The organism is Paenibacillus planticolens, assembly GCF_013141725.1.
GTDB lineage: Bacteria > Bacillota > Bacilli > Paenibacillales > NBRC-103111 > Paenibacillus_E > Paenibacillus_E planticolens.
On sequence record NZ_WHNZ01000022.1, the window covers coordinates 308,857 to 334,210 of the forward strand.

General features: G+C 47.0%; 26 protein-coding genes and 1 other RNA gene. 16 read left to right on the forward strand and 11 right to left on the reverse strand.

The window, feature by feature from the left end; translation table 11 throughout:
* Window position 1: 1 nt before the first annotated feature.
* The gene (locus GC097_RS12460) at window positions 2-391 is read right to left on the reverse strand and encodes a DUF1499 domain-containing protein (protein WP_171683616.1); all 390 of its coding nucleotides are present in this window, start codon (window positions 389-391) and stop codon (window positions 2-4) included.
* 145 nt (window positions 392-536) lie between these two features.
* Window positions 537-1,886 (reverse strand): Nramp family divalent metal transporter, encoded by a 1,350-nt coding sequence (locus tag GC097_RS12465; RefSeq protein ID WP_171683617.1) that lies wholly within the window; start codon window positions 1,884-1,886, stop codon window positions 537-539.
* 162 nt (window positions 1,887-2,048) lie between these two features.
* On the opposite strand from GC097_RS12465, the gene GC097_RS12470 reads away from it, so the two are divergent.
* Both GC097_RS12470 and xylB read left to right on the forward strand, forming a co-directional pair.
* Complete coding sequence (locus tag GC097_RS12470; protein WP_171683618.1) at window positions 2,049-2,549, forward strand: GNAT family N-acetyltransferase; 501 nt, start codon at window positions 2,049-2,051, stop codon at window positions 2,547-2,549.
* Window positions 2,550-2,735: 186 nt separating this feature from the next.
* Entirely contained in the window at window positions 2,736-4,256 is a 1,521-nt protein-coding gene (xylB, locus tag GC097_RS12475; RefSeq protein WP_246294199.1) for a xylulokinase, read from the forward strand.
* 75 nt (window positions 4,257-4,331) lie between these two features.
* On the opposite strand, the gene ssrS is transcribed toward xylB, so the two are convergent.
* From ssrS to cshA, 3 genes are all read right to left on the reverse strand, one after another.
* Window positions 4,332-4,513: non-coding RNA, 6S RNA (gene ssrS, locus GC097_RS12480), on the reverse strand.
* Window positions 4,514-4,563: 50 nt separating this feature from the next.
* Entirely contained in the window at window positions 4,564-5,391 is an 828-nt protein-coding gene (locus tag GC097_RS12485) for a YesL family protein (RefSeq protein WP_171683620.1), read from the reverse strand.
* Between the two features lie 195 nt (window positions 5,392-5,586).
* On the reverse strand, window positions 5,587-7,194 hold the full coding sequence (cshA, locus tag GC097_RS12490) for a degradosome RNA helicase CshA (protein ID WP_281364288.1): 1,608 nt from the start codon (window positions 7,192-7,194) through the stop codon (window positions 5,587-5,589).
* A gap of 292 nt (window positions 7,195-7,486) precedes the next feature.
* Between cshA and GC097_RS12495 the strand changes: the two genes are divergently transcribed.
* The 5 genes from GC097_RS12495 (at window position 7,487) to GC097_RS12515 (ending at window position 10,443) form a co-directional block, all read left to right on the forward strand.
* Window positions 7,487-8,023 (forward strand): DUF4178 domain-containing protein, encoded by a 537-nt coding sequence (locus tag GC097_RS12495; RefSeq protein ID WP_171683621.1) that lies wholly within the window; start codon window positions 7,487-7,489, stop codon window positions 8,021-8,023.
* Between the two features lie 51 nt (window positions 8,024-8,074).
* On the forward strand, window positions 8,075-8,779 hold the full coding sequence (locus tag GC097_RS12500; RefSeq protein ID WP_171683622.1) for a DUF4247 domain-containing protein: 705 nt from the start codon (window positions 8,075-8,077) through the stop codon (window positions 8,777-8,779).
* Between the two features lie 149 nt (window positions 8,780-8,928).
* Complete coding sequence (locus tag GC097_RS12505) at window positions 8,929-9,753, forward strand: YitT family protein (RefSeq protein WP_171683623.1); 825 nt, start codon at window positions 8,929-8,931, stop codon at window positions 9,751-9,753.
* A 127-nt stretch (window positions 9,754-9,880) separates the two neighbouring features.
* Window positions 9,881-10,075 carry a hypothetical protein gene (locus tag GC097_RS12510; RefSeq protein WP_079413795.1) on the forward strand — a complete coding sequence of 65 codons (195 nt, stop codon included), beginning with the start codon at window positions 9,881-9,883 and terminating at the stop codon, window positions 10,073-10,075.
* 131 nt (window positions 10,076-10,206) lie between these two features.
* Window positions 10,207-10,443, forward strand: a complete 237-nt coding sequence (locus tag GC097_RS12515) for a Sec-independent protein translocase subunit TatA/TatB (protein ID WP_171683624.1) — start codon at window positions 10,207-10,209, stop codon at window positions 10,441-10,443.
* A gap of 38 nt (window positions 10,444-10,481) precedes the next feature.
* Here the strand turns inward: GC097_RS12515 and GC097_RS12520 are convergent, their stop codons facing one another.
* Window positions 10,482-11,639 (reverse strand): MFS transporter, encoded by a 1,158-nt coding sequence (locus GC097_RS12520; RefSeq protein WP_246294170.1) that lies wholly within the window; start codon window positions 11,637-11,639, stop codon window positions 10,482-10,484.
* 102 nt (window positions 11,640-11,741) lie between these two features.
* On the opposite strand from GC097_RS12520, the gene GC097_RS12525 reads away from it, so the two are divergent.
* Window positions 11,742-12,926 carry a putative glycoside hydrolase gene (locus GC097_RS12525; RefSeq protein ID WP_171683625.1) on the forward strand — a complete coding sequence of 395 codons (1,185 nt, stop codon included), beginning with the start codon at window positions 11,742-11,744 and terminating at the stop codon, window positions 12,924-12,926.
* Between the two features lie 140 nt (window positions 12,927-13,066).
* Entirely contained in the window at window positions 13,067-14,026 is a 960-nt protein-coding gene (locus GC097_RS12530; protein WP_171683626.1) for a D-2-hydroxyacid dehydrogenase, read from the forward strand.
* A 59-nt stretch (window positions 14,027-14,085) separates the two neighbouring features.
* On the opposite strand, the gene serS is transcribed toward GC097_RS12530, so the two are convergent.
* The gene (gene serS, locus GC097_RS12535; protein ID WP_171683627.1) at window positions 14,086-15,369 is read right to left on the reverse strand and encodes a serine--tRNA ligase; all 1,284 of its coding nucleotides are present in this window, start codon (window positions 15,367-15,369) and stop codon (window positions 14,086-14,088) included.
* 85 nt (window positions 15,370-15,454) lie between these two features.
* Here serS and GC097_RS12540 point away from each other — a divergent pair, with 85 nt between their 5' ends.
* Window positions 15,455-15,667: a hypothetical protein gene (locus tag GC097_RS12540; RefSeq protein WP_171683628.1), complete on the forward strand. Its 213-nt coding sequence runs from the start codon at window positions 15,455-15,457 to the stop codon at window positions 15,665-15,667.
* A 23-nt stretch (window positions 15,668-15,690) separates the two neighbouring features.
* On the opposite strand, the gene pfkA is transcribed toward GC097_RS12540, so the two are convergent.
* From pfkA to GC097_RS12560, 4 genes are read right to left on the reverse strand one after another with little or no spacing between them, the layout of a single operon-like run.
* Entirely contained in the window at window positions 15,691-16,659 is a 969-nt protein-coding gene (gene pfkA / locus GC097_RS12545; protein WP_171683629.1) for a 6-phosphofructokinase, read from the reverse strand.
* Between the two features lie 35 nt (window positions 16,660-16,694).
* Window positions 16,695-17,720 carry a tetraprenyl-beta-curcumene synthase family protein gene (locus GC097_RS12550; RefSeq protein WP_171683775.1) on the reverse strand — a complete coding sequence of 342 codons (1,026 nt, stop codon included), beginning with the start codon at window positions 17,718-17,720 and terminating at the stop codon, window positions 16,695-16,697.
* Window positions 17,721-17,751: 31 nt separating this feature from the next.
* On the reverse strand, window positions 17,752-18,384 hold the full coding sequence (locus GC097_RS12555) for a hypothetical protein (RefSeq protein WP_171683630.1): 633 nt from the start codon (window positions 18,382-18,384) through the stop codon (window positions 17,752-17,754).
* 30 nt (window positions 18,385-18,414) lie between these two features.
* Window positions 18,415-18,729 carry a hypothetical protein gene (locus tag GC097_RS12560; protein ID WP_171683631.1) on the reverse strand — a complete coding sequence of 105 codons (315 nt, stop codon included), beginning with the start codon at window positions 18,727-18,729 and terminating at the stop codon, window positions 18,415-18,417.
* Between the two features lie 179 nt (window positions 18,730-18,908).
* Here GC097_RS12560 and GC097_RS12565 point away from each other — a divergent pair, with 179 nt between their 5' ends.
* The 6 genes from GC097_RS12565 to GC097_RS12590 all read left to right on the forward strand — a co-directional run bounded on the left by GC097_RS12565 (window position 18,909) and on the right by GC097_RS12590 (window position 25,354).
* The gene (locus GC097_RS12565) at window positions 18,909-20,243 is read left to right on the forward strand and encodes an MATE family efflux transporter (RefSeq protein ID WP_171683632.1); all 1,335 of its coding nucleotides are present in this window, start codon (window positions 18,909-18,911) and stop codon (window positions 20,241-20,243) included.
* Window positions 20,244-20,265: 22 nt separating this feature from the next.
* Window positions 20,266-21,444 carry an MFS transporter gene (locus GC097_RS12570; protein WP_171683633.1) on the forward strand — a complete coding sequence of 393 codons (1,179 nt, stop codon included), beginning with the start codon at window positions 20,266-20,268 and terminating at the stop codon, window positions 21,442-21,444.
* Between the two features lie 26 nt (window positions 21,445-21,470).
* A complete protein-coding gene (locus GC097_RS12575) occupies window positions 21,471-22,163 on the forward strand; it encodes an ABC transporter ATP-binding protein (RefSeq protein ID WP_171683634.1) in 693 nt (230 codons plus the stop codon).
* On the forward strand, window positions 22,160-23,509 hold the full coding sequence (locus tag GC097_RS12580; RefSeq protein WP_171683635.1) for an ABC transporter permease: 1,350 nt from the start codon (window positions 22,160-22,162) through the stop codon (window positions 23,507-23,509). The genes GC097_RS12575 and GC097_RS12580 overlap by 4 nt, the downstream gene beginning before the upstream one ends.
* Window positions 23,510-23,522: 13 nt before the next feature.
* Window positions 23,523-24,626, forward strand: coding sequence for an efflux RND transporter periplasmic adaptor subunit (locus GC097_RS12585; protein WP_171683636.1), 1,104 nt, complete (start codon window positions 23,523-23,525; stop codon window positions 24,624-24,626).
* An 80-nt stretch (window positions 24,627-24,706) separates the two neighbouring features.
* Window positions 24,707-25,354 (forward strand): nitroreductase family protein, encoded by a 648-nt coding sequence (locus GC097_RS12590; RefSeq protein WP_171683637.1) that lies wholly within the window; start codon window positions 24,707-24,709, stop codon window positions 25,352-25,354.

Sequence of the window (25,354 nt, forward strand, 5' to 3'; positions counted from 1 at the left end):
ATTATCCTTCAATTTTATATTGAGCTAGTTTACGGTCTAATTGTTTATAAATATCTATAATCGTGCGGTAGTTGGAGCCCAGATCCCCCATCGAACCGCGGGATGCCGAATAAATGTCCACCGCAGTTTTCACGGGATTGATCGCAAACAAGGTCAATGTAACATCTTGTGTTCGGCCTGTCATTGTTCTGCGTTCCGCGAGAATCTCGCCTACATTTTGAACTTCGTGGAGCAGCTTGTAACCCGGCGTTTTCTTCAGAACGGCCGTTACCTCTTCCCATACCTGATCTTTGGGAAGCTTATAGTATCTTGTTTTAAGCAAAGGATCTTTGGCTTTATCTCCGGTCGTTTCGTGACTGCGAAGTAATCCGATTAAAGTTCTCTTAAGCAAAAGCCTTTTCCCCCTTCAATGAAGTGCATTTAGACCGCTTGCCATTTCTACACTGTTCTCTATATTACCATTGTTTAGAGATAAGAAAAAGAGGGAAAATGAAATCAATAGGATTACATCGCCTGGGTTACCAGAGTTTTACTAATTAGTTGCCGAAAAAGGTGCCATAGAGCAAGTAGGCATTAAGGACCGCAATCAATATCGCTACAAACCAACTTAAAACTACCATCCACTTCGGCGCAACAAGTTCACCCATCTTCTTGCGATCCGAAGTAAACTTAACAAGCGGGATAACGGCAAATGAAAGCTGCAGAGACAAGATGACCTGACTCAAAATAAGTAAATCCGTAGCACCGCTATCTCCGTAAATGCCTATTACAATGACCGCTGGGATAATTGCAATCATACGTGTAATTAAACGGCGCAACCACGGTGAGAGCCTGATATTCAAGAACCCCTCCATAACGATCTGACCGGCTAAGGTGCCTGTAAGGGTTGAATTTTGCCCGGAAGCAAGCAATGCGACAGCAAATAAAATACTCGCGGCGCCAGTACCGAGCATTGGCCCCAACAGATAATAAGCATCTTGGATTTCAGCTACTTGCTTGCCTGCCGAGTGAAAGGCCGCTGCGGACAGAATGAGAATAGCCGCGTTGACGAACAGCGCCAGCATTAAAGCTACGGTAGAGTCAATCGTTGAGAATTTAATCGCTTCGCGTTTGCCTTGAATCGTTGGTTCAATTTTACGTGTTTGGACGATTGAAGAATGTAAATATAAATTATGAGGCATGACTGTCGCACCCAATATACCAAGAGCAATATATAACATAGCAGGGTTGGTTACAATTTCAGTTCTAGGAATGAAGCCCGCTGCCACAGCCGCAAAATCAGGTCTCGAAAAAATCAATTCCATCACGAAGCAAAAGGTTATAAGGGCAATCAGACTGATGACCATTGCTTCAATGTAACGGAAGCCTCTTTTTTGCAGCAAAAGAACTAACAGAACGTCTATGGACGTTAAAATGACACCATAAATGAGTGGAATTCCGAACAACAAATACAAGGCAATCGCTGCGCCGATGACTTCAGCTAAATCACAGGCCGCAATCGCTAATTCACATAATATCCAAAGCACAAACGACACAGGCTTACTATAATGATCCCGGCAAGCTTGCGCCAAGTCACGTCCCGTAACAATGCCTAAACGGCCGGCTAAACCCTGCAGGAGAATAGCCATCAAGTTTGAAATTAAGATCACGGACAAGAGCGTATAACCAAATTGCGAACCCCCTGCCAGGGAAGTCGCCCAGTTGCCGGGATCCATATACCCTACGGCTACCAGGTAACCAGGACCAACGAAAGCAAGCAATTTCCGGAAAAACCCCGCCTTCTTAGGCACTTGCATACTTTGATGAACTTCAGGCAGGCTGGGCATCGGGGATTTTCTTTTCCAGCCTTTTCGTTCCTGCTCAGATTCTTTATAAGCAACTTCCATAAATATACCCTTCTTTCGTAAGACCAATAATGTTGTCCTAAGGAAACTTTTTATTTAGAATTATACTATATAAACCTATACTATGCTATAGGCAAACACTTATGTGCATAGGAAATAAATTTTCCCATGGGAAAAACTCAACAAAAAGGAGCTCCACCTTAGATGAACATTCGTCCCATTGCTAATAATCAAGAGCTGCACGAAGCTCATGACATTGAAATTGCGGTATATGCCAAAGAATCCGCGGCGACTTTGGAAGCTTTTCAGATGAGAAAGCAGGTGTTCGGCGCCTATTTTCTTGTGGCTGAAACTGGGGCTGATTCCAAACATCCAATCGTCGGAGTAGCAAATGGTGTGAGACTGAATCATAAAGACCTCTCTGATGAGAGCATTAAACAAGGTGTCGAGTATGATGTTAACGGAAGTTATTTTTGTTTGTTAACAATTGCCGTACATCCGAACTATCAACGGAAAGGCGTCGCCACGAATCTTCTCCAGGAGATAATCCGGAAAGCCAAAGAGGAAGGATTAAAGGGCATAGTTTTAATGTGCGAAGCGCATTTGATATCATTCTATGAAAAAAACGGATTTTGTTACCTCTCCCCGTCAGCCTCCGAGCATGGAGGGGCCGAGTGGCATGAAATGCATTTGATGTGGGAATGAGATCGCCTCATACTCAAGCTTCTTCGGACTCAGCAGTAAAAAATCATACTTCGAAAAGAAGGAATTTATCCTTTTCCTGCGAATATAGTAGTTAAGTCATCTTTGTATATTTATTAAACAAACAAAGACTAGCCAGGACATTATTCTATTATAATCAACAAAGGGTGAATTCTTATGTCGTATTTCATGGGCTTAGATTTAGGAACTTCTGCAGTTAAATGCATTCTTGTGGATGGCACGGGAGCTGTCATCGGCAGCCACAGTGTCGAGTATCCGCTTCAACAGCCTCATCCCGGTTGGGCCGAGCAGCATCCTGAGGATTGGTGGAACGCCACCATTCAAGGCATCAGCGCTCTCCTGTCCAAAACAAACATCGCCGGCAGCGAAGTCGCGGGGATTGGTTTCTCCGGACAGATGCACGGTTCTGTCTTCCTTGACGAGGCGCAGCAGGTCATCCGTCCTGCGCTGCTCTGGTGTGATCAGCGCACCGCGGAGCAGTGCGCCTACATCGAGTCGACCGTCGGCAAAGCCGAGCTCGGCCGACTGACAGGCAACCGGGCGCTGACCGGCTTCACCGCGCCCAAAGTCATTTGGCTCCGGCAGCATGAGCCGGAGAACTACGCACGCGTTCGGCATCTGCTGCTGCCGAAGGACTACATCAGGCTGCGCCTGACGGGCGCGTTCGGCATGGACATGGCCGACGCAAGCGGCACGCTTCTGCTCGATGTCTCGCACCGCAGCTGGTCGCAGACCGTCGCCGAGCGGCTGGAGATTCCGCTGGAATGGCTGCCGCCGCTCTTTGAATCCGGCGACGTAGCCGGGCACCTGCTGCCGGAAGCAGCCGCCTTGACCGGCCTGGCCGCAGGCACGCCGATCGTCGCCGGCGGCGGAGACCAAGCGTGCGGCGCCGTTGGGGTTGGCGTCGTCCGCCAAGGCATCGCGTCGGTGGCGCTCGGTACGTCCGGTGTCGTCTTCGTTCACGACGACACCTATCAAGTAGATGAAGCGTTCAGGCTTCATTCGTTCTGTCACGGCGTGCCGGGCAAGTGGCACCGTATGGGCGTTATGCTGGCGGCCGGCGGCTCGTTCCAGTGGTGGCGCAACCACTTTGCGCACGAGGAATTGGAACGTGCGCAGCAGGAAGGCAAGGATGTCTACGAAATCTTGACATCCGAAGCCTCCACCGCACCGTTAGGAAGCGAAGGCTTGCTGTTCTTGCCTTATTTGTCCGGCGAGCGGACGCCGCACCCAGACCCGAAAGCCCGCGGTGCGTTCATCGGGCTCAATCTTAGACACGGCAAGGCTCATCTTACCCGTGCCGTTCTGGAGGGCATTACGTTCGGGCTTCGCGACTCCCTTCAATTAATTCGGGAATCCGGTGTCGAAGTGACCGAGCTTCGTGTGAACGGAGGCGGCGCTAGAAGCCCGTTCTGGCGCCAAATGATCGCCGACATCTTCGGCATCCCTGTCGTCACTGTCAACTCCACGGACGGCCCTGCGTATGGCGCTGCTATCATGGCGGCTTCCGGCGTTCTAGGGGACGACATCACCTCGCTTTGCGAGAAATGGATTCAGGTCACGGACCGCGTGGAACCAAATAGCGATAATCAAAGTAAGTATGAGGCTTATTATCAAATTTACCGCGGTCTCTATGGCACACTTCAACATACGTTTCACCAATTAAGCAATCTTGCCGGTCATTCCTAATTTCTAAGAACGGAAAAAGCGGTTGAACAGGAATCCCCTGCTCAACCGCTTTATTGTTATAGGTATAAAGACGCAAAGAAACCCGCTTATGCCGTCCGGTTTCTGTGCTTCAAACCCGCTCTCGCAGGTGGGTGTCCGCAGAAGTGTATTTGAGGTCCCCTTTCGAGGGCATGTCAGCCACACTTCGATATAGGTCTCCCTAGAAACAGTCATTGGTTTAAAACAACTTAAAACCGTTACGTACATCGCAGGATTCTTTTGTAGTTCTTATTATAATGCTGTACCGGTTGATTATCAACTGGTAGGTTTATTCTTTCTCTTTTTCATCCTTTTTATGCAAGTCGATTGTAGAATCTACGTTGTCAGCTTCGTCTTCATTGCTGTTATTTTCAGCCTCTTCAGCTTCCGCAAGCCTTTGTTGTTCCTTCTCTTCCAGCTCTTGCTGCTTAATTTGCAGTTTAGTGAAGCTGCGGTTAAACTGCCAGAATGAAAAAGTTGCCATGATGCTTCCCATAAAGAAAACAACGAGGAAGAAATTGAATTTCGTTACACAAATGTAGAAGATCGCTCCATTACAAAGCAATAAAACGATGGAGTTGATTGGATTTCCAATGGAGATCAAGACGGAATTTTTTAAAATTTGGATAATCTTCATGTGCAAATGAACCATGATCGAGAAGAAATTGAATAAGGCAATAATCATAATGACCGTAAAAGCAATAAATAAAACGGCCAATACTCGAAGTGAACTCCCTTGCTTCAAATAAAAGAAGTAGTTCACGCTGATGATTACGAAAATGATAACAAAGAAAATGCCGCCAACCATACTCTGTACGTAATTCTCTTTATATCCGCGGAAAAATGTTTTGAGCAGAGGAACATCTTCTTCTCCAGTAACCCATTTCCTAGCAACGGCAAACATAGCCGTAGTCGCCGGGAATAAAGTAAACGGTGCCAAAATAGCAATGATTGGCAGCATGGCTTTCAACCCGTCTGGCGTTGTACTTACCAACCCCATAAAAGCAAAAAAGAAAACCGGAATCGAACACAACATCCACAACAGATTAATCACCGATAAACGCATGATCCATTCTGATATCTTGTAAAGTCCTCCCATAACTCCTCTAAACTCCAAAACCGCTTCCTCCTTAGCGTTTCCTTCCGGAAACTTTCTACGTTGATTATCCATGCGTTCTCAAACAGCTCGTCTTGCCAACTATGCTCTAATTATAGCTTATTTTTGAACATATAGGTAGACGTCAAGCCATTCTATGTAAAAAGGCGAAGATCCCTCAAGGATCTCCGCCTTTATTATCGTGGGGGTAACCCCTTATTTATTCACTAGTGTGTCTTCGCTTTTACGAGGAGCTCTGGAACGATCGCGGTTGCCCGGATTGTTACTTCCGTATTCGCGGTTTCTGGAAGAGGAGCTGCGTCCTTCTCCGCCTTCTCTGTTTGAACCGTAATCTCTGCCGCCATCTTTACGCGGGTAACGGGAATTGGAGCTGCCGGATCCACCAGAACCATAACCGCCTTGACGACGATCTCCTGATCCTGAACCGTATCCGCCGCCAACGCGTCGGCCTGAGCTGCGCACGTCGAATTTTTTCTTTCTAGCACGGATTGGATCTTCCGGTGTCAATTCGATATTTAATTCTTTTTTGTCGCCTGTCAGAAGCTTCATAGCCGCTGCAAGCAAGTTTACGGAATCGTATTGCTCTAGCATTTGGATAGCCAAACCTTTGAATTCGGATTGTGCATCATTTTGAAGCACATCAAGAATACGTTCAGCTGTCATTTTTTGTTTGCCTTCGATCGCTTCAGCCAAGCTAGGCAGTGGCTTCTTGCTAATTTTGTGGCGAGTAACTTTCTCGATGAAGTGCAGGTGATCGATCTCTCTTGGTGTTACAAACGTCCAAGCTGTACCTTCTTTACCGGCACGGCCTGTACGACCAATACGGTGAACGTAGCTTTCCGGATCTTGCGGAAGGTCAAAGTTGATAACGTGCGTTACGCCGGAGACGTCAAGACCACGAGCCGCGACATCCGTTGCTACGAGTACATCGATGCTTCCGTCACGGAATTTTCTCATGACGTTATCGCGTTGATTTTGGGACAAGTCACCATGCAAACCTTCAGCAGCATAGCCTCTTTTTTGCAAAGCTTCCGCTAATTCATCTACGCGGCGTTTCGTACGTCCGAAGATGATAGCCAGTTCCGGAGCTTCCATATCAAGCAAGCGGCTTAATGCTTCAAATTTTTGCTTCTCGTGCAATTCGATATACGCTTGATCGATCAATGGAGCGCTGACTTGTTTCGGGATAACCGATACATGCTCAGGATTGCGCAAGAATTGTTGCGCCAATCGTTGAATGTTCGACGGCATTGTTGCAGAGAACAACATCGTGTGACGCTCTTCCGGAACGAGCTTCAAAATGGATTGGATATCATCCATGAAGCCCATGTCAAGCATTTCATCTGCTTCATCCAGAATGACCGTTTGAACATCGTCAAGCTTAATCGTTTTGCGGTTGATGTGATCAAGCAAACGACCAGGCGTACCGATGATGATTTGCGGTTTCTTTTTGAGCGCGCGAATTTGTTTTACAATATCCTGTCCACCGTAGATCGGTAAGGAACGAATGCCTTTGAAACGGCCGAGCTTTTCAATCTCTTCCGCAACCTGAATGGCAAGTTCCCGTGTTGGACACATAATAAGAGCAGAAATCCGCTCTTCTTTCATATTAATTTTGTGGATCAACGGGATACCGAAAGCTGCTGTTTTACCAGTACCTGTTTGTGCTTGACCGATTAAATCACGGCCTTCCATCGCTAACGGAATTGTTTTCTCTTGAATCGGTGTGGATTCTTCAAACCCCATCTCCGTTACTGCGCGTAGAATAGCCGGCTCTAAACCAAACTCCTGAAATGTTTTCAAATAAATTCAATCTCCTTTTGTACAGGGCAGGCTAATGCCTTGTATCTTTTTTACCCTTAAGTACGACTTCCTATCCGTGTCTATAGTTTCTTGGTGGATAACATATCGATTCATCATCTTCCATGATCCAATGGGCCGCCCTTAAGAACATCTAAAATATTATAGCACAAGTTATATGCACAATACCAGAGGCTGCTTTCATGAACAGAACGAATGATGAGAACGAAACCTTCCGCATAAGCTAAGCGTATTACATGGTAGAACAACATTCGGAACAGAGGAGAGTTTTTCAATGTCCATTTTTAAACGTGTAAGCAGCATTTTACGAAGCCAAAAACAAGTGCCGGATGCAAGCCCCGCTGGCAATCCGCTTGAGGATACCAAGGTTGGGGATATTGTAAATGTAGATTTAGAGGAATACGTTGTATCCGGTAAAGTCGTTTATTTCGACCGCGGTTTTGCTCCGCACCGCTACGCCTATTATTTGCAAAGCGGCAAAAATATTCAGTGTCTGATTGTGGAAAAAGGACGCACCTACGACTGTTTCCTTTGCAGCTTTATTGAAGGAGCACTCGATGATCCCAATGATGTCCCGACCCGCCTTGAATTAGACGGCGATGTGACATTCGACCTGGAGTTCCACCGTAATGATGTAACGCGAACAGAAGGAAATACCGATTTCCGCAGCGGAGACGATATTATCTTTTGGCGCTATTTCGGCCCGGATCGCAGATATTTCTTTCTGCAATGGCAGGATGGCAAGTTTATCGCCCTTGAAGGTGAGCGCACGCCAGGGAATCAGATTAAATTTTTAAAATCGACGCCTTAAACGACCTATGTTATCATTTAGTCATGGTCGGAAAGGAGGGTTTACTCTACAATGAAAAGATGGACTTCATGGCTTTCCTTCGTATTAATTATCGCCCTACTAACCGGATGTGGCGCTGATGCCGTACGTTATATCAAAGATCAGTACCCGCTCGTCAGCGTGGAGGGCAAAGGCACGAACCTTTCGAAAGTTTACTCCGTCGAAGGCAAGAATGTCCCTACCGTTGCGACAGAGATAGCCGCGAAAGAGTCACCGAAAGAAAAGAGCAAGGAATCCGAAGATCAGATGTTCCTTGTTTATAGCGATAAAGTCATTAACATTCAGAAGGATCCTAATGAAAGCAAGAACACCCTTGTTCAGGTAGACAGTATCGAGTATGCCAAAACCCATTACGATTCCTCATTTTTACAAGGATATTTGACAGCCACGCTGCTGCAATCCTTGTTCGGAGGAAACTGGTATAATAATAAAGGATCTTATGATTACAGAGGTTACACACGGACGCCAACCTATAATGCCGGAAGCGGCAATTCGACTGCGCCAACAACCGATACGTCTAAGGATAAAAAGCCCACAACGTCCGATCGGACCGGGACCTTCAAAAGCGGGACAGCGAATCCAAGCTCAGGCAGCTCATCGACCGAACGCAAAAACGACGGTTCCACTCAGAATAAGGTGACGAAGCCTTCAACCAGCAAACCTTCAACCAGCAAGCCGAGCACATCGAAGAAGACCGGCTCCTTCAAAAGGCGCTAGTCCATAATTGAAAGCTGTTGTCCACGAAATGGACACAGCTTTTTTATTTCCAACTATTTTAATTGAACAGAGGTTAAATAATGATTGAAGTTTTGAAAGAATGAATTATACTTGCATTATGCTGCATACTATTTTAGAGGTGATTTTTTTTGAAAAAAGCGCTGGATGCCCTCATCATTTTTGTTGGCGCTCTGCTGGTTGCTGTCGGCTTCAACATGTTTCTCATTCCTCACCAACTGCTTAGCGGCGGGGTTTCGGGATTTGCCATGATTATCGGTTATTTTACGAACTGGAACATTGGCTTTTTATATTTAATTTTTAATTTACCGCTTATGATTTGGGGTCTGGTCTCCATAGGCCGAAGATTCATCATGATCAGTGTCGCATCTGTTATTCTAACCACCTGGCTCATGCAAGTGCTGCCTACGAACTACGTTGCGCAGGAACCTATTCTCGGCGCTGTTTTCGGCGGCGTACTGATTGGTATCGGAAGCGGTATCACTTTAAGAATCGGCGGGTCCAGCGGAGGCTTTGATATCGTTGGCTTAATTTTGACGCGCAAATTCGATTTCCCGTTAGGGACAATTCTCTCCGGCATGAACGGCATCGTCATTGTGGCGCTCGGTTATTACAAGCACAATTGGGATCTCGCCCTTTTTTCCATGTTAGCGATCTATATTAGCGGGAAAGTCGTCGATACCGTACATATCCGCCATGTGAAGGTGACGGCTTTCATTGTTACCAAACAGAAGGAAGAGTTGACTCAGGAGCTGCTGCAGCTTCCAAGAGGCGTCACAGTCGTTAAGACGGAAGGCGCTTATACGAAACAACAGCATGATATGCTCATGACGGTCACAACCCGCTATGAGCTTGCTGAGCTAAAACGAATTATTAAGAAAATCGATCCAAAAGCGTTCGTAAATATCGTTGAAACGGTCGGTGTCGTTGGCGAATTCCGCAAGCTGAAGTCTTGAATCGTGTAACACGCCTCTTTCATCCGGATTAAATTGTGTTATAATGATTGTAATTTCATATAGTTCTGGTTTCATCGTGAATGGGTTCAGGCGTAGTTCTTATTCTAATCTTATGATTGGAAGGGTGATGCTTGTGGAAACAGTCAAATTGTCCAGGATTGTGATGAAATTAACACCCGAGTTGTACCCCTTCTTAACCAGCTGCGAGCTGGACTCCGAGATCGTCCTCCGGTTCGGTATCGAGGCGCTCGAGGCAGAAGACGTCATGGAGATTATTCAATTCAGCATTTCGGAACATCATAAAGACGCCCTGTATCACTAAGGGGCGTCTTTTTCTGATTTTGACACGATTTATTTCTTCTTTGTTATCCAGTTTGTAATAATTAGGGTATATAGGTTATGATAAGAGCATGGTATAATAGTACATAAGATCAATTAATGGAGGTGTCTGGTATGGGAGCATTATCTCCTTGGCACATCATCTTAATTGCAATTGTCGCCCTTCTTTTGTTTGGGCCTAATAAACTGCCTGAGCTAGGCAGAGGTTTTGGCAAAATGTTTCGTGAATTCAAGGATGCAACGAATGGGAATGGCGGTAACAGCACTTCTGATGATCAGCCTGTGCAAGCCCGTAAAGAAATTAATCCTGCAGAAGTAACGAATACGGAAACAGGACAAGTTCACAAATAAAAAGCGCCCGGCATGCCGGGTGCTTTTTATTTTATGATTCAGCTTCTGCCGCGCATAACCGCCTGTGTCCCAAGGAACATAACCGCCGCGATTGCTGACATAATGGTCGCAAACACATACATGCTGGCGCCCCCCCACTGTTCGCTCAACCATCCGCCGATCGAGCCGCCGATAATTCCGGCAAGTCCCATGAACACCATGGCAAGTATCGATTGCCCCGTTGATCCAAACTGCTCCGGCAGCAGACGAACGACGTATTGTACAGCAACGATCCAAAGCACCGCGAAGGTGAGCATTTGCGTCACTTGCAGCCCGATGAGTACCCATGGATCTGTGATGAGCGAGTAAAGAATCCAACGAATCGTATAGAGGATTGCGACAATTCCGAGGACGGTCAGCTCATGATAGCGATGAATATAGCGATTTATTAAGGCAAATACAGGGATTTCACTGCATGCCGCAATCGCCCATGCCCAACTGACCATCGCATCCGTAGCCCCGAGCTTATTGAGATACAAACCTAGCAGTGCGTCATTCATGCGATGCGGAATCGAAATAACCAGGATCATTAACATAAACCACAGGAAGCTTTTGCTTTTGAAAATAATGCCGATCGCATTAAACGTAATTCGCTGTCCGGTGCTCTTCTCATCCTTGATAAAGGCAAGGAGCAGGAACGGAAAAATCCATAGAACCCAATAAAAATAGGGAATTTTGGCTACCCCGCCTAATTTGTCAAGCAGCAGTCCCGAAATTAAAGCGACACTTGAAAAGCCGATGGAACCCCATACCCGAACAGATCCATAAGACATTCCGCGCCCGGCGGTTGACTTCACTACCAAATTATCGATGAGCGGAACTGACGGCAGCAAGAAGAAATACAGCAGCAAAATGAAGCCTAACGTAAGCCCGAAGCCACTTGTTAGAAATAGTCCAAAACTGCCCAATAACGAGAGGACCCATAGTAAGAAAACGATATTTTTCACGGAATTGAATCTATCGCTTACATACCCCCAGAAGGGCTGCGCGAATATGGAGATGAACGGACCAATCATCATTAACAATCCAATTTCTGCCGCTGTATAGCCTTTTGTTTGTAAATAGAGGGGCAAATAGGGCAATAAAATAGCGCTTGAAGCATAGTAAAAAAAGTTAACGCCAGACAAAGAAACAATTTGCTTATCAACTTTCAACAACGTCTACCTTCTTTCTACAGCTCTCTACAAATTTCCTCTGTGCGGCATGTACCGCTTGCTTTATAATAAAGCTAGAACAAGATAAGAGAGGACTTATACATCATGGACATTTTACTTGCTTCACTTGCCCTTATTTGGGGCAATGTTACTGCCGCTAACCCGGATGCCAGCTTCGAGCAGCTCGTTCAAGCCTCTTTGGATGCTAAAAATGCCGTTGCTATCGTTCAACCTGCTCCAACACAAGACCCAACAGATCCTCTCGCTCCTGTTAACAAAATTGATCCGCAAAAAGACGCACCTAAGGTTAAAGGTGTGTATGCCACGGCGCATAGTGCCGGAGGCTCCCGACTGAACACCCTTGTGAAACTGATGGATGACACAGAACTGAACGCAATGGTTATCGATGTCAAAGACGATTGGGGCTACATAACTTGGGAAACAGGCAATGCCGAGTTGGATGCCATGGGGACCACCCAGAAAATTATCGGCAATATGCCAGGCTTGATGAGCACCCTTAACGAACATAACATTTATCCCATTGCACGCATCGTTGTTTTCAAAGACACCATTCTCGCTAAGAAAAAACCGGAATTATCCTTTGTCAACCCGGACGGCACCGTTTGGGGCAACGGCAAAAACCCGCCCGACAGCTTCGTAAATCCATATAATAAAGAAGTATGGGATTACAACATCGCAGTAGCCAAAGAAGCGGTTAAAGCCGGGTTCAAAGAAATTCAGTTCGACTATGTCCGGTTCCCGGAAGGCTTCGAGAAAAGAGCCGATACGCTCAAATACACGAAGGATGATCGTCCGCGTATCGATGCTGTCGCTTCTTTCGTCAAGTATGCCAAAGAACAATTACAGCCACTTGGCGTTCGTGTATCAGTCGATATTTTCGGCTACGCAGCATCTGTTCCTGCCGCCGAGGGCATCGGTCAAGATTTTGAAAAAATTTCTCAAAATGTCGATGTCATTTCGCCAATGATTTATCCGAGTCATTATAGCACTGGCTGGTTTGGCGCTAAAGTGCCGGATGCCGCTCCTTATGTGACGATTAACGGCGCTTCGAAAGATACGACGAAGAAGTTGGAAGCCATTGACAAAAAAGGCTGGAAGCCCGTTGTTCGCCCTTGGATTCAAGATTTCACTGCTTCCTGGGTTCCTGGTTACATTAAATATGGCAAACATGAACTGGAGGAACAAATTCGCGCACTGAAAGATAACGGCGTCGACGAATTCCTGCTCTGGAACGCAAACAACAACTACACACCGAATGTAGATTATTAATCAAGGAAACACCCTGAGAGTATATACCTCAGGGTGTTTTATCGTATAATCAAGATTATGTTACCAGATTTGCTGTGAAGCTGTACACTAAAAGTTACAGACAAGCCAATTGCCTAACAATCTCTAAAGGAGTTGAAGAAATGAAAATTGTCGCGATTACGGATATGGATCTCTCTCTTATGCAGGACCAAATGCCTCAGGACCTAAAGGAGCGATGCCAATTCCAATGGTATAGATCTTCAAAAGAAGCTCGGGAGCACGTTGCTGATGCTGATGTTATCATGACAGCCGGCCGGATTCATCCGGATCTGGTCACTACTGAAAGTGCTCCTAAGCTAAAATGGATGCAAACCTTATCCGCCGGAGTCGATAAGCTGCCTCTTCAAGAATTGACGGAGCGGCAAATCAAACTAACCAACGCGCGCGGGGTACATACGATTCAGATGAGTGAGTTTACGCTCAGCCTTATGCTGCAGTGGGTGCGTAAATCAAATACGCTGTATGAGTGCCAGCTTCAGAAAGAATGGTACCAAAGCATCAGCGTAGGCGAACTTGCCGGTAAAACGCTAGGCATTGTGGGAGCCGGCGCAATCGGTGAAGCCGTTGCCCGCAAAGCGAAAGCTTTCGATATGTCGGTCATCGGATTTAACCGCACGGGCACACCTCAACCTGGCTTCGATGCAACTCTCTCCGGTGATGAAGGGCTTTGCAAGCTGCTGGCCCAAAGCGATTTCGTCGTTTTGCTGCTCCCCAGCACCCCAAAAACACGCGGCTTAGTGACGAAAGAGCATCTTAGCCTGATGAAATCAAGCGCATTCTTGATCAATCTTGCCCGCGGCGATGTGATCGATGAAGCCGCATTGACGCAAATGCTTCAAGAAGGCAAGCTTGCCGGCGCTGCGCTCGATGTCTTCGAGCAGGAACCTTTACCGGCGACTTCTCCCCTTTGGAGCATGAGTAATGTCATCGTTACGCCGCATATTGCGGGTTCATCCGCACATTACACCGAACGCGTCTCCTCTATTTTCTATCATAATCTACGAGCTATGTTAGATGGTGGAGACATGATAAACGTTGTTAGTCTTACCGAAGGCTACTAACATATAGAAACGCACCTTATCCTACTTCGAATTCTTCGTAGTGTTAAGGTGCGTTTAAGTTATTTGCCTGGTATCGCCGCCAAGCCTCTCATATAAGGGCGAAGCGCCGCAGGGATATAGATTGAACCATCTGCCTGTTGATGGTTTTCAAGTAAAGGAATCAAGATGCGCGGTGTGGCAACAGCTGTATTATTGAGTGTGAAGCAGTAGCGAAGCTCGCCGTTTCCATCCCGGTAACGCAGCCCGCTGCGGCGCGCTTGAAATTCGAGGAGGCTTGACGACGAGTGCGTTTCGCCATACGCATTTCGGCTTGGCATCCAAGTCTCAATGTCGTACTGCTTATAATTTTTGGCTCCCATATCTCCCGCACATACGGCAACGATCCGGTATGGCAGCTCCAGCAAGTCAAGAATGTCTTCCGCATTCCGAGTGATTTGGTCCAGCATTTGATCGGCTGCTGCAGGATCATTCTCGCAAACTATCACCTGCTCAACCTTCGCGAATTGATGAACCCGATACAGTCCGCGCACATCTCTGCCTGCCGACCCCGCCTCCTTGCGGAAGCAATTCGATACGGCCGCCAGTTGGATAGGTCCCTGCGAGAGATCGACGATTTCATTCGCATAGTACGAAACCAGCGGTCCTTCCGACGTGCCTGCTAACCATTTGTTCTCCTCCTGCAGCTCGTAGGTCTGATCTTTGCCTGCCGGAAAAAATGCTGCGTTCACGAGCGTTTCTTCGCGAACCATGAGCGGCACGTCCATGACGGTAAAGCCTCGGTCTGTTAGCAAATCTATGGCCAGCTGTTGAACCGCCCGGTGTAAATGAAGTCCCATCCCTTTGAGGTAATAGTTGCGGCTTCCTGCCACCTTTACACCTCTTGGAACGTCAATAATATCCAGGTCTTCCCCAATCTGCATATGATCGCGGGGCTCAAATGTGAAGGCTGCAGGCTGTCTCACAACCTTAATGACAATATTATCTTGATCCGTAGCACCAAGAGGCGTTTCCGGTGAAAATAGGTTCGGCACTGTCAGCATAAGCTCCTTGAACCGCTCCTCGACTTTCCCAAGCTCCGCTTCGTCTACGGCAAGGCTTGCATTCCAGCTGCGAACCTGCTCCTTCAGTGCCTCGGCCTCCGACCGGTTCTTCTCTGCCATATGCTTTGCAATCTGCGCTGTCGCCCGATTGCGTTCTGCACGAAGTTGATCGACACGATGCTGCAGCTGTCTTTTCTTCTCTTCTGCCTCCAGCAGCTCTTCAAGGGGACAGTCTACTCCCTTTTGCACAGCAGCTTCTCTAACTTGATCTTGATGATTGCGAATCCATTTAATATCCAACATACTCCGTCACCGCTTCCTTTTCGATTGTGAGAAAAAGACAAAGAACGCCCTTGTCCGAATTGGGACGAGGAGCGTTCTGCTCGCGGTGCCACCCAACTTGATGACGACAATTGCTTGCCATCATCCGCTTGGTTCCGCGTTAACGGGCGGTGCCGGTTTATTTAGAGAGAAGTCGATGCCTATTCAGTCATCAGCCGTTCCGATCATAAACGTCTCCGAGTTGGATGCTCTTCACAGACATAATGTCGCTTTGTACGTTGTTCGCTATTATAAACAAAGACCTGTGCCCTGTCAATAAGCTCACCGCCTATCTTAAGAGACTTATTGCGATAAACGGCTAGCCAGTTCATAAAGCTCTTTGTTAAACTCGCGCTTTGTATTAACTACCAAATCAATATCCGTAGCGACTAACTCGCCTTTGATGACACCGCACGCCTTGGAAGAATCGCCTTCAATCAGTCTGCGAACAGCAAAGTCACCAAGACGGCTTGCCAGAATTCGGTCGTTATGCGTAGGTGTTCCTCCGCGTTGGATATGGCCCAGCACGGTCACACGCGGTTCGATACCGACAACTTCGTTGATCTGCTTCGCAATCCCGTCACCTGTTCCCGCTCCTTCGGCTACGAGGATGATACTGTGGCGTTTGCCATGGGAGAAGTTGTCCTTCATGCGGTTAGCCACTTCGCTAATATCGACCTCAACCTCAGGAACGATGATTGTTTCTGCGCCGCTGGCAAGCCCTGCATAAAGCGCAATCTCACCGCAATGACGGCCCATAACTTCTACAACGGAAGAACGCTCGTGTGACGTCATCGTATCGCGAAGCTTGTTGATCGCGTCAACCACGATGCTCACCGCCGTATCGAAACCGATCGTAAAGTCAGTGAAAGGGATGTCATTGTCAATTGTCCCCGGCAGACCCATCGTTTTGATACCCAGCTTGCTTAGTTTGTTCGCTCCTTGGTAAGAACCGTCTCCGCCGATAACAACCAAGCCGTCAATCCCGCGCTTACGCAGGTTATCCGCCGCGATTTGTTGGCCTTCGGGAGTCATGAACTCTTTGCAGCGCGCTGTTTGCAGAATCGTTCCACCGCGTTGAATGATATCGCCAACGCTTCTAAGATCCATTTGGCGAATATCATCGTTAATCAAACCATGATAGCCGCGCTGCACGGCATAAACTTCCAGACCATGGAACAATGCGCTTCGTACAACCGCACGAACAGCCGCATTCATCCCCTGCGAGTCTCCACCGCTTGTTAATACTGCAATTGACTTTACTGCTGACATTTCATTTTCCTCCTTCAAATTCTTGTGAATGACATTCATGATGTCGTGCGAATAAACATGCTATTTAGCCAGAAAAATAACCGGGTTAACGGACTATTTTTCATTAGACGCTTGGATATGTTTTTAACTTGTTGTTGTCCATTCACTTTTGGGTCTGATAAATAGAGCGCAAGCAAACCTTCGATTATCATACGATGAAATCGCGGATGTTCCAAGAACAAAATTTTACTGCGCGCCTCCTGCACGATGAATGCAATCCTCTCAACCGTGTCCTCCATCGAGCCGTAATAGCTGCAGAAGTTGAGATCGCCGCCCAAAATATCTTCTTCCTGATCAATTAAATAATCAAGCAGAATATGCAATCCGCATACGTAGGGAAAATAAGCTTCGCGAATCGACGCTACCTGTTTGTCGCTCAAATGTGAGTCGCAGGCAGCCAGAAACAGCATAAACATTCCTAAAGTCGAGCCCGTCGCTGCCGCAAATTCATTCCATGCGATCTGCTTAAACCGGTGTTGATGAAGATTCCACCATTGCTGAAGCTCAGGCTCCCGCATATCCTTGCGAATATGCTTGTACACTTGTAAATCGCAATATAATGCAACGAAATCCCGCACCTGATCTGCGACTTGTCCATAAGACGGAAGCAAATCGATACAGGACTGGCATTTCAGAACGAGATCTCGAAGATAGTTGCCGTCTTCTTTCTCGTGTCTGTACGCATAGTAATCATTCAAAGGTTTTGAGGGATCTACGGCATCCAGCATCGACTGATGGAGCTGTCGAAAATCTTGGGGATCTAAGGAGGTGCTGCGATCACACAAATTATCTAAATAATCGCTAATCGTTTGAAATGCGACAATAAGCGGAATTAATACATGGCGCATCGGCAAATTAGCAGCTGCATAAACGGCGCCGCCCTGGCAATGGAATTTCTTGGTAGCTATACTGGCTAAAGCTTGCGTACGCAGCTCCGTATCTGGAATGTTCTCCGCTCTTTTCTTCCAAACAGATAGCTGCTCGCCTACATCCGGCAAAATGTACCGGTACACCCTAAGCATTAAACGGAGCGGACCTTGCGGAACCTTTGCACTACTTCTGTTCAATTGCTTCAAGCAGACTTCCTCCACAACTTTGTTCATAGCAATATTGCAGCAGCAGTTGCATTTCATATCGCTGAATATGTCTCAGCCAACTGTCTACTGTTGAATTTTGAACCAAGGACACTTGCAGCTCTACCACGTCAATGAAAACACAAGGGTTCCAAACAGGCGATGTAATCAGCACTTCCAACTTCTGGCGCAGCGCCTCATTGTCCAGATCCGCCAAATCTTTCACAGTCAAATAATCTCGCACGCACGCAATTAAATTGGAGAAAATAGGATGGTGCCCAACATCATTAAACCAATACTTCGCGTTGCTATAGTCGCCTTCCATCCGGTGCATGAGAGCATGCCAATAACTGCCGGTAGCATTTGTAATTTCCTGGGCAATATCATGCGATTTGTCTAGGCTTTCATTTAATAAGTACAAGCCCGCTTTAATAGCCATGCCGTACATCTCTTGCTCCGGAGTGCCTTGGGTCATGTTGGCAGGTAACATCGCTTCGATGTTAGCGTCCATGGCCAAATCCCATTCTTCAATTGGATATAACGCAGGCAGATGCTCCAATAGCGGCTTCGCAATAGCTCCCAGCCAGTCTGCCCCATCTTTATTGCTATGCATGCCAGTCACTCTCCCTTTCATTAGACAAACTTAATGGTGGGTCTTCGATTCCAAATCCTGATTAATCCGGAACCAAAGGTGAAGATCATTTATGATCGATGCCAAATCAGCAATTTCAGAATTCAATCGACACGAAGTAATAAAGTCATCTTCCTGATCCAACTGGTTTTGTTTACGAATAATAATGGCCTCCAGCTTGATGATGCGATCCGGAATAACCCCGCGAATTTGTTCCCATTGAAATAAAATATCAACGCGTACATTGGCAGGATACGAATCCCAATCAGATTCTAACGCCGGAGTCTCGATGCCGAGTCTGGCATCATATTGAAAATAGCAGCTCATTCTTCTGAATTACCTCCTTGCAGTAAAAAGATGCTGCGATAGTTCAAGAAACATTCTACCTTTAAATGTATCACTTCAAACCTTGGGTTTCCAGTTAAAATTGTATGTCAACAATATTTCATTTTCTGGTATACTTAAATAACGTTTTTAGAAGGGACTATCAGTTAGGAGAGATACAGATGACCGCTTCAACAACGAACAGAACAATCTCATGGAAACAGCTAATCTCCTTTTTTCTCCCCCTCGGCCTTTCTGCAACGCTTGTTACCCTCTCGCACGTCATCATCAACAGCACACTCGCCCGGGCCGATAACCCCGAAGTCGTCATTGCCAGCTATGCGTTACCGCTCAGTTTGTTAGGCTTAACCGAGAAGCCGGTTGTTTTGCTTAGACAAGCTTGTTCGGCCCTCGTCAGAGACCGTATCTCCTTCCGGGCTATGGCTGCGGTAAGTTCATATGTATTTGCCTGCATTATTCTTATTGGTCTCATTATATGCTACACGCCGGTCGGAGAATGGGTATTTCTTTATTTCTTTGGCGTCGAACGCGAATTATTGGACACTACGCTCAGTGTTTATCGCATTTTAATGTACGTAAGCATTTTCTCCGGTTTGAGGTGCTTGTTTCACGGCATCATTATTTTTAACATGCGGACGAAATGGTTAACCATCGGGATGGGCGTACGTATCGTCGCCATGTATTTGTTATCGTTATACTTTATTACTACGGATAATGTTTCCAGCGGTCGGGTTGGCGCTATTATTTTTCTGCTCGGCATGGTGATTGAAGCTTTGGTAGCCGTCTGGGAAGGATCCAGCTTGCTTAAAAAAGTGATACCGGAAAAAGCGCCTGGACATCCGATTGAAACCAAAAAACAAATTTTCAGCTTCTATAAACCGCTGTTGTATTCATCGGTCATTGCCGTCATCATTGGCCCAGCGATTAATGCGGTCTTAGGGAAAACAACGCAAATTCATCTTGCGATATCATCTTTTGCGATTGCCGGCTCTTTAACCCAGCTGGTTTTAAGCTTTTTCTCCTACATACATCAAATCGTATTGAATTTCTACCGGAAAGACGCCACATCGGTTCTCCGGTTTGTGCTCATTCTAAGCTTTATACCTGGAACTCTTATCGCTATTCTAGCTTATACGCCGCTTGGACCTTGGTTTATGTTTCACGTAATGGGCGTCAATTCTGAGCTTATGCATGCAAGTCTGCGTGCTATGCGTATCTTTATGATTATGACATTTGTATTTCCTTGGCTTGATTATATGAACGGTATCATCATGCTCAGAGGGCAAACGAAAATCATGGTTTTCTCGCAATCTGCGAATGCTATAGTAACGGTTTTAACGCTTTTTATGGCCATTTGGACCGTTCCGGGCTGGAATGGAATGATAGGCGCATTAGCCCAATCCATTGGCATGCTCGCTGAGTTGTTAGTTGTCGTCTACGTGCTTAAGCGCACCTCCGAGGTGCGTCAGCCAAGTCTCTCTTCAAAAAATTTGTAGCGAAAACGAGTGATAACCCTATATGCAAACGTCTAATCTTATAAAGTCGCAACATAACCTGCTCCGATTGTTCACCTTTTCTTTTTTTATGACAATGGGCATTGTGGTCACTTTCTTCCCCCTGTACTTTGACTACAAAGGGTATTCCAAGCTTCAAATCGGATTGCTCTATGCGATTGGGCCATTAATCGGGATCGCGACAAACTTGTTATGGGGCTTCCTGAGCGACCGTTTTCAAACGGTTAAGAAAATCATGATCATTCTGATTATCGGTCAGCTTGTAACAGCCATCTTCGTTTTTACGGCGGGCTGGTTTTCGCTCTTGTACGTTTGTTTAGCGATGTTTTTCTTCTTTCAGCAGCCGGTCAATTCGCTCAACGACAGTCAAGTCATGCTAAGCATTCGGTCCAGCGGCAAAAGTTACGCCTCCTTTCGCGTATGGGGCTCCATCGGGTTCGCCGTATCGGCCGGAGGCTTCGGCATATTGCTTAGACACTACGGAACAGGTCTCACGCCAATTCTTTGTCTGTTCACCATTTCTTGCTCGTTAATCCTCGTTTTTCTCTTAAAGGACGCTCGTCAGAGCGGTAAGAAAATGGCCCTTGGCGGCATGTTGAGCATCCTTCGTTCCAAGAAGTTTGTCTGGTTCTTAACGCTAATCATCATCATGTCTGTCTCTCACCGCTTTAATGACGGCTTCCTAGCCCTCTATATGCGGCAGCTCGGCGCTTCCGACTCACTGATCGGCTACGCCTGGATGGCCTCCGCGCTCAGTGAAATCCCCGTGTTCTTCTTGCTTAGCAAGCACGGGCACCGGTTCAAAGAATTGCCGCTTCTTGCCTTTGCCGGAATCATTTACGCTTTGCGCTTTTTCATTATGGGTTCCATCCATAATCCTGCATGGGTCATCGGCGTACAGCTCCTGCACAGCTTGACCTTCGGCGTTTTCCTGATTACGGCAAACCGCTATTTGAGCCAAATTATTCCGGATGAATACCGCTCGTCCGGTCAAGCGATATTTGCTGTTGCCTGGTCAAGCATCGCTGGATTAATTAGCGGTACATTAGGCGGCTGGATTTATGACGCTGCGGGGGGAAGCACGGTCTACGTCATTGCCGGATGTTTATCGATTGTCGCAACGATCGGTTTCCTGGGCACTCATCTATTCCAGAACGATGAACGCTTGCCGGGACGCAGGTAGTTTTTAAAAATGAAGGGAATGATTTCGTGTTAGCCATTGAACGGTTATCTCACAGTTTCCGCACAGGGCAAGAGGATACTCCCGTTCTGCATGAACTTAGCTTCCGGGTAGAGCAGGGCGAAATGGTCGCTCTGCTCGGCAGCTCAGGCTCCGGGAAATCAACATTATTAAATTTAATGGCCGGCTTAATGAAGCCTACCAGAGGTTCTATCTCCATTGCCGGAGAGGCGATTGAAAAAATGAGCGAAAACCGCTTGGCGGAATTTCGACGGACGCACATCGGCTTTATTTTCCAATCTTATGAATTAATACCACATCTAACCGTCCGCGAAAACGTAGAACTGCCTCTCGTCTTCCAAAGCATCTCCGGCACGGAACGCAAACAGAGAGCTTTGGCGCTTTTACAACAAGTCGGTATTGGCGATAAGTCCGATCTATTCCCGTCGCAGCTCTCCGGAGGACAACAGCAGCGTGTCAGCATCGCCCGCTCGCTCATAACGAAGCCGGCCATCGTCTTTGCCGACGAACCCACAGGCAATCTCGATACGAAGACGGAAGCCGAAATCATCGATTTGCTCATTGATTTGAATCAAAATTCAGGAATCACCTTCGTTATCGTCACTCACGAGCACGAGGTAGCACGCCGGACTCAGCGGATATTGCAACTTCGCGACGGATACTTGCTGGAAGAAACTGCTCAGGAAGGTGAGACCGGATGAAGTTCAAGGATTACGTTCGACTAGGCTGGGACCAACTGCAGCGGCGCAAGGTTGTAACCGCGCTGTGTACCGTAGGGATTGCCATCGGCTCTGCTTCCATCATGGTGGCGCTCGGCTTTGGCGAATCGATACAGCATTACAGCCAGAAGCAAATGAGCTTCTATCTCAAAACAGATGAAATTACAATTACGGATCAAAGCGGCGATTCGAACAGCCCGTCTAAACTGACACCAAGTAAGCTCGAACTCATTCGTACTTTTCCTCATGTGAAATCCGTTGCCAGCTTTCAAGATTTGGGTCAATTCAACTTCACGGTCGATGACGGCAAACAAAGCTATCTTCATCTCATTGCTACGGAACTGACGACATTGGAAGATTTCGACTCCAAGTTCCAACAAGGCGGGGCAAGCAGTCAAGACAACAATATCGTTCTAAATTACGGCACTACTCTTGGCGTGTTGGATTTGAAGACGATAGAAATTCGCAACAAGCTTATGCAGCAAAATCCAAGCAAGGAACAAGCCGAAACATACCGCCAAATGGGCACGATACCTTATCCGCTTTATCAAAAGCAACTGCTTTTGAAATCGAATAATTATCAAGAGCAGTCCGGAGGAAGCTCTGGCACCCCTATTGCCGAGCCTAGAGAGGTATCGCTCCGCGTTACTGGCATACTGAAGAAGCCCGATGGACTGCCTGATTCCATGCTGCAAGGAAATAAAACCGCCTACGTGTCGCCGCAGACCGGTCTCAAAATACTGGAAGCCCTCAACAAATCGGTGCCCGGCGGACGGGTTCAATATTCCGAAGTGAAAGTTAAAATAGACAGCAGCGCCAACGTAAAGCAGGTTGACGAGTGGATTAAGAAGCTTCAGCTCAATACGCAAACCAATTTATATCAAGAGGATCGGATGAAAGGCGAGTTCGTTATCGTTCGTTTGCTGCTCACGGGTGTCGGACTTTTCGTGCTTTTCGTAGCCTCGATCTCCATTGTTGTCGCCATGACGATGTCCACCCATCAACGCCGCAGACAGATTGGCATCATGAAAGTATTGGGGGCGAATTTAAAGCAAATCCGCAACATGTTTATTGTGGAATCATCCCTCCTGGGCATGCTTGGCGGCCTTGTAGGCATTCTGCTCTCCTATTGGGTTATTTGGGGAATCAATCTAATTATTATCCGCTTCGGTTCTAGTTCGGGAGAGCAGGCTGAAATATTATTCATCTCCCTCTGGATTCTTCCTGTCGGTATGTTCTTCGCTGTGATGACCGGCGTTCTTTCGGGGTTGTACCCCGCTATTAAAGCATCACGCACTGATGCATTGACTGCAATTAAACGAGAATAGGAGTTTGCCAAGCATGAGGAAAAAGAAAACCTGGATACTACTCTTAACGGCCATCATTGTCTGCGGTATAAGCAGCTTTTTATACATTTCCAGCCACCCCAAGGCAATGAAAGGAACGAATGCGAACCCAGCAGCAGCTCCCAGCGCCTTGCAATTTAAAGTGACGAAAGAGGATCTTGTCAACAGTGTTGAAGTCAAAGGAAAATCGTCTTACGAGAAGGAAACACGTGTTTATGCGCCATTTGGCGGTGAAATCAAAGCTTGGCAGATCACAGACGGGGCTCAGGTAAAAAAGGGCCAGCTGCTGTTCGAGCTTGATGCCACACCGTTAAAAAGTGAGATCGCCTCCCTGCAATCCAATCTGAAGAAGCAGAAGCTGGAGTCTGATCTTGCTAATTTCAAAGCAGCCGGTCCTGAAGGAGAAACAACCGGCGGTGCAGCCGGCGCCGTCAGTGAGAATGATGCCCGCTCCCGCTTTGCCTCTTCCGAGGGACGGAAAATTCAAGAGCAGTTGAATCAGGTCAATGACGAATCCATTCAATTGCAGCTCGCGAAGAAGCAGGAGAAAGTAGAACAGGCCGCCTTTACGGCTCCCGAGGACGGTATTTTCTTATTCGAAGATTCTTCCAAAATCCCAAAATCCGTCGAAGAAAGCGTGCGGATCGGGAAAATTGTGGATTTGACGAAATTGCAATTAGTTTGTACCGTCGGTGAGTTCGACGTATTTCGGATTAAGCCGGGCATGTCCGTCCAAGTAAAAGTAGAAGCCTTGAAGCAGAAAAAACTACAGGGCAAAGTTGAAAAAGTATCGAAATTTGCGAAGTCCGGCACCGATCAAGGCTCCGCCTCCGCACAGTTCGAGATTACGATTTCGCTGGAACCGGACGAGCAGCTTATTGCAGGACTCAGTCTTTCAGGTACGATCGAGACCGAAAAGAAAAACGGAGTTACCGTCGTCCCCACGTTAGCAGTGATGCATGAGAAAGACATTTACTACGTTATGCTCCAGACGCCACAAGGCGTTGAACGCCGTGAAATTGAGATCGGCATGGAAACGCCGGAGAAAACCGAGGTCATCAAAGGTCTCCAAGAAGGAGATACGGTTGTGCTGCAGTGACAACTGTTTTATACTATAGTCTTAGTACCAAGTAATAATGATAACGAAAATGAAGCAGCAAAGGCAGGTAATTGTTTTTTATGAATTATGAGGATTTCAAGTCCATTGTACTAGAACGCCGCAGCGTTCGGAATTTTACTGAGCAGGAAGTCGCGACAGAAGATATTCGAGAAATTATCGATTGCGCCCGCTATGCGCCAAGCGATACGAATTCCCAGACGTGGAAGTTTATTGCGATACGAAATACAGAGAAGATTAAACATATTGAACAGCTGACATGGGAACAGCTCCACCTCAGAGCGGCAGCGGCCGAGGAAAAAGGTCTCTCCCGGGAAGCGCGCCTTCTCGTGAAATCATTTGGACCGTATGCCACAGCATTTTCCGATGCTCCTGTGCTGATCATCTGCTTAGCGACGCCTTACGAGTCGAAGTTCCGCGATCGCATTTTTGATCCGATTGAGCTTGTTCATGATGCGGTCTGGGCCGAAGAAGGAATCAAAAGTTCCTGCTTAGCCTCCCAGAATCTCATGCTTGCCGCGCATGCCAGAGGTCTCGCAACATGCCCGATGACAGGTCCTGTTCTGCTAGCTCAGGATCAAATCCGCGCGTATCTGAACATTCCGGATGAATGTCAGATCAATATGGTTATCGCCCTCGGTCATCCGAAGGATCGCCCGGGCAAATTGGCCCGCAAAGAGATCGATGATATTCTTCAAATTATCGACTAA

What these genes read in the sequence shown, in the direction of transcription:
- GC097_RS12465 (WP_171683617.1), bottom strand. Translation starts at nt 1,886, where the DNA reads ATGGAAGTTGCTTATAAAGAATCTGAGCAGGAACGAAAAGGCTGGAAA.
- GC097_RS12470 (WP_171683618.1), top strand. Translation starts at nt 2,049, where the DNA reads ATGAACATTCGTCCCATTGCTAATAATCAAGAGCTGCACGAAGCTCAT.
- xylB (WP_246294199.1), top strand. Translation starts at nt 2,736, where the DNA reads ATGGGCTTAGATTTAGGAACTTCTGCAGTTAAATGCATTCTTGTGGAT.
- GC097_RS12495 (WP_171683621.1), top strand. Translation starts at nt 7,487, where the DNA reads ATGTCCATTTTTAAACGTGTAAGCAGCATTTTACGAAGCCAAAAACAA.
- GC097_RS12500 (WP_171683622.1), top strand. Translation starts at nt 8,075, where the DNA reads ATGAAAAGATGGACTTCATGGCTTTCCTTCGTATTAATTATCGCCCTA.
- GC097_RS12510 (WP_079413795.1), top strand. Translation starts at nt 9,881, where the DNA reads ATGCTTGTGGAAACAGTCAAATTGTCCAGGATTGTGATGAAATTAACA.
- GC097_RS12515 (WP_171683624.1), top strand. Translation starts at nt 10,207, where the DNA reads ATGGGAGCATTATCTCCTTGGCACATCATCTTAATTGCAATTGTCGCC.
- GC097_RS12525 (WP_171683625.1), top strand. Translation starts at nt 11,742, where the DNA reads ATGGACATTTTACTTGCTTCACTTGCCCTTATTTGGGGCAATGTTACT.
- GC097_RS12530 (WP_171683626.1), top strand. Translation starts at nt 13,067, where the DNA reads ATGAAAATTGTCGCGATTACGGATATGGATCTCTCTCTTATGCAGGAC.
- serS (WP_171683627.1), bottom strand. Translation starts at nt 15,369, where the DNA reads ATGTTGGATATTAAATGGATTCGCAATCATCAAGATCAAGTTAGAGAA.
- pfkA (WP_171683629.1), bottom strand. Translation starts at nt 16,659, where the DNA reads ATGTCAGCAGTAAAGTCAATTGCAGTATTAACAAGCGGTGGAGACTCG.
- GC097_RS12550 (WP_171683775.1), bottom strand. Translation starts at nt 17,720, where the DNA reads ATGCTTAGGGTGTACCGGTACATTTTGCCGGATGTAGGCGAGCAGCTA.
- GC097_RS12555 (WP_171683630.1), bottom strand. Translation starts at nt 18,384, where the DNA reads ATGCATAGCAATAAAGATGGGGCAGACTGGCTGGGAGCTATTGCGAAG.
- GC097_RS12560 (WP_171683631.1), bottom strand. Translation starts at nt 18,729, where the DNA reads ATGAGCTGCTATTTTCAATATGATGCCAGACTCGGCATCGAGACTCCG.
- GC097_RS12565 (WP_171683632.1), top strand. Translation starts at nt 18,909, where the DNA reads ATGACCGCTTCAACAACGAACAGAACAATCTCATGGAAACAGCTAATC.
- GC097_RS12570 (WP_171683633.1), top strand. Translation starts at nt 20,266, where the DNA reads ATGCAAACGTCTAATCTTATAAAGTCGCAACATAACCTGCTCCGATTG.
- GC097_RS12580 (WP_171683635.1), top strand. Translation starts at nt 22,160, where the DNA reads ATGAAGTTCAAGGATTACGTTCGACTAGGCTGGGACCAACTGCAGCGG.
- GC097_RS12585 (WP_171683636.1), top strand. Translation starts at nt 23,523, where the DNA reads ATGAGGAAAAAGAAAACCTGGATACTACTCTTAACGGCCATCATTGTC.
- GC097_RS12590 (WP_171683637.1), top strand. Translation starts at nt 24,707, where the DNA reads ATGAATTATGAGGATTTCAAGTCCATTGTACTAGAACGCCGCAGCGTT.